The organism is Streptomyces sp. MnatMP-M17 (assembly GCF_900091995.1).
Classification (GTDB): domain Bacteria; phylum Actinomycetota; class Actinomycetes; order Streptomycetales; family Streptomycetaceae; genus Streptomyces.
In genome coordinates, this window is sequence record NZ_FMDK01000213.1 from 1 (window position 1) to 1,897 (window position 1,897).

The 1,897-nt window shown below is 70.3% G+C and carries 2 protein-coding genes; both read left to right on the forward strand.

From position 1 onward, the window contains the following. A partial coding sequence (locus GA0115259_RS10525) for a substrate-binding domain-containing protein (RefSeq protein ID WP_141716512.1) occupies positions 1-337 on the forward strand: 337 nt, incomplete at its 5' end. A gap of 154 nt (positions 338-491) precedes the next feature. Then, a complete protein-coding gene (locus tag GA0115259_RS10530) occupies positions 492-1,736 on the forward strand; it encodes a sugar ABC transporter substrate-binding protein (protein WP_093594207.1) in 1,245 nt (414 codons plus the stop codon). Positions 1,737-1,897: the final 161 nt, after the last annotated feature.

Consider the following 1,897-nt stretch of genomic DNA (forward strand, 5'->3'; position numbering starts at 1 on the left):
CGGCTCGGCGCAGGCCGCCGCGGGTCCGCTGCTGGACGCGGGCGCCACGGCCGTGATCGCCGCCAGTGACATGCTCGCGCTGGGCTGCTATCACGCCCTGCGCGAGCGGAAAGCCGTACCGGGCGAGGACGTCGCCGTGGTGGGCTTCGACGACTCGCCCACCGCCGCACTCCTCTCCCCCGGTCTGTCCACCGTCGCCCAGCCGCTGGAAGCCGTCGGCCGCGAATGCGTCCGGCTGCTGCTGGCCCGGATGGCGGATCCGGACGCGCCGCCGGAGCGCGTACTGCTCGAACCCACGCTCGTCGTCCGGGAGAGCACACCGGCGTTAGCCGGCTGAGCCTCCGGTACCGGCGCCCTTCACCCGCGCTCCTACCGCACCCTCGCCGCTCCCGCCGGAGCCCTCGTACGACGCTCCGGTGGCGGGCCATCGATCCACAGCACGCCCTTCCGGGCCGCTGAGCCGCACGTTTCATCCCTTTCAGGAGGAATTCATGGTCACCCGCACGGCCGTCGCCGCCCTCGCCACCTGCGCGGCGCTGCTGACCGCCACCGGCTGTTCGTCCAGCTTCGACGACAGCAAGGAGCCGGCCCAGGACAAGGCCGCCAAGCAGAATCTGACGGTCCTCATCGCCACCTCGGGTGACGCCGAGACCCAGGCCGTCAAGGACGCCGCCGCCGCGTACGCGAAGAAGTCCGGCAACACGGTCACCGTCGAGGCCGCCAAGGACATGAACCAGCAGCTCGCCCAGGCCTTCGCCGGGCACAAGCCGCCGGACGTCTTCTACGTCAACTCCGACCAGTTCGCGAACTACGCCAAGGGCGGCTCGCTCTACGCGTACGGCGACGAGATATCCGACGCCTCCGACTTCTCCGAGCAGCTCCGCAACTCGTTCACGTACGACGGCAAGCTGGTCTGTCTGCCCAAGGACACCTCCACGCTCGGTCTCGCCATCAACACCGATCTGTGGGCGAAGGCCGGTCTGACGGAGAAGGACTACCCGAAGACCTGGGACGACCTGAAGACCGTCGCCGACAAGCTCACCACCGGCGGTGTCACCGGTCTGGTCACCAGCGACGAGTACCAGCGCCTCGGTGTCTTCATGAAGCAGGCCGGCGGCTGGGTCACCGACGCGGACCAGAAGAAGATGACCGCCGACACTCCCGAGAACGCCGAAGGGCTCTCCTTCGTCCAGTCCCTGCTCAAGTCGGGCTCGATGAAGTTCGCCAAGAACGTGGACACCAGCTGGGGCGGCGAGGCGCTCGGCAAGGGCAAGGCCGCGATGACCATCGAGGGCAACTGGCTCGACGGCGGCATGAAGCTCGACTACCCGGACGTCAAGTACGCCGTGGCGCCGCTGCCCGAGGGACCGGCCGGCAAGGGCACACTCGCCTTCAGCAACTGCTGGGGCGTCGCCGCCGACAGCGCGCACCGCGAGGCGAGCGTCGACCTGGTGAAAGCGCTCACCAGCGCGGACCAGCAGATCGCCTTCGCCGACGCCTTCGGTGTCATGCCGTCGCGGACCAGCGCCCTCACCACCTACGCCGAGCGGTTCCCGGCCGCCAAGGCCTGGGTCGACGGCAGCGCGTACGCACAGGGCCCGGTGACGATCGCCGGCTTCGACAAGGTGCTGAGCCAGTTCAACACCGATCTCCAGTCGCTGCGCACCGCCGACCCGAAGAAGATCCTCGCCGACCTCCAGCGCAACGGCGAACAGGCCATCGCGAAGGGCAACTGAGCCCGATGTCCATCCGCACGATGCGCGCGCCCCGCGCGCGCCGTACTCCCCGCGCGACCGGCTCGCCAGGCGCTCCTGACGGCGCATCCGGCGGAACCGGTACGACCGCGACGGCCCGCGCCCGGCGCGCGGGCCGTCGCGGGGGGGGGGGCCGGGGGTGG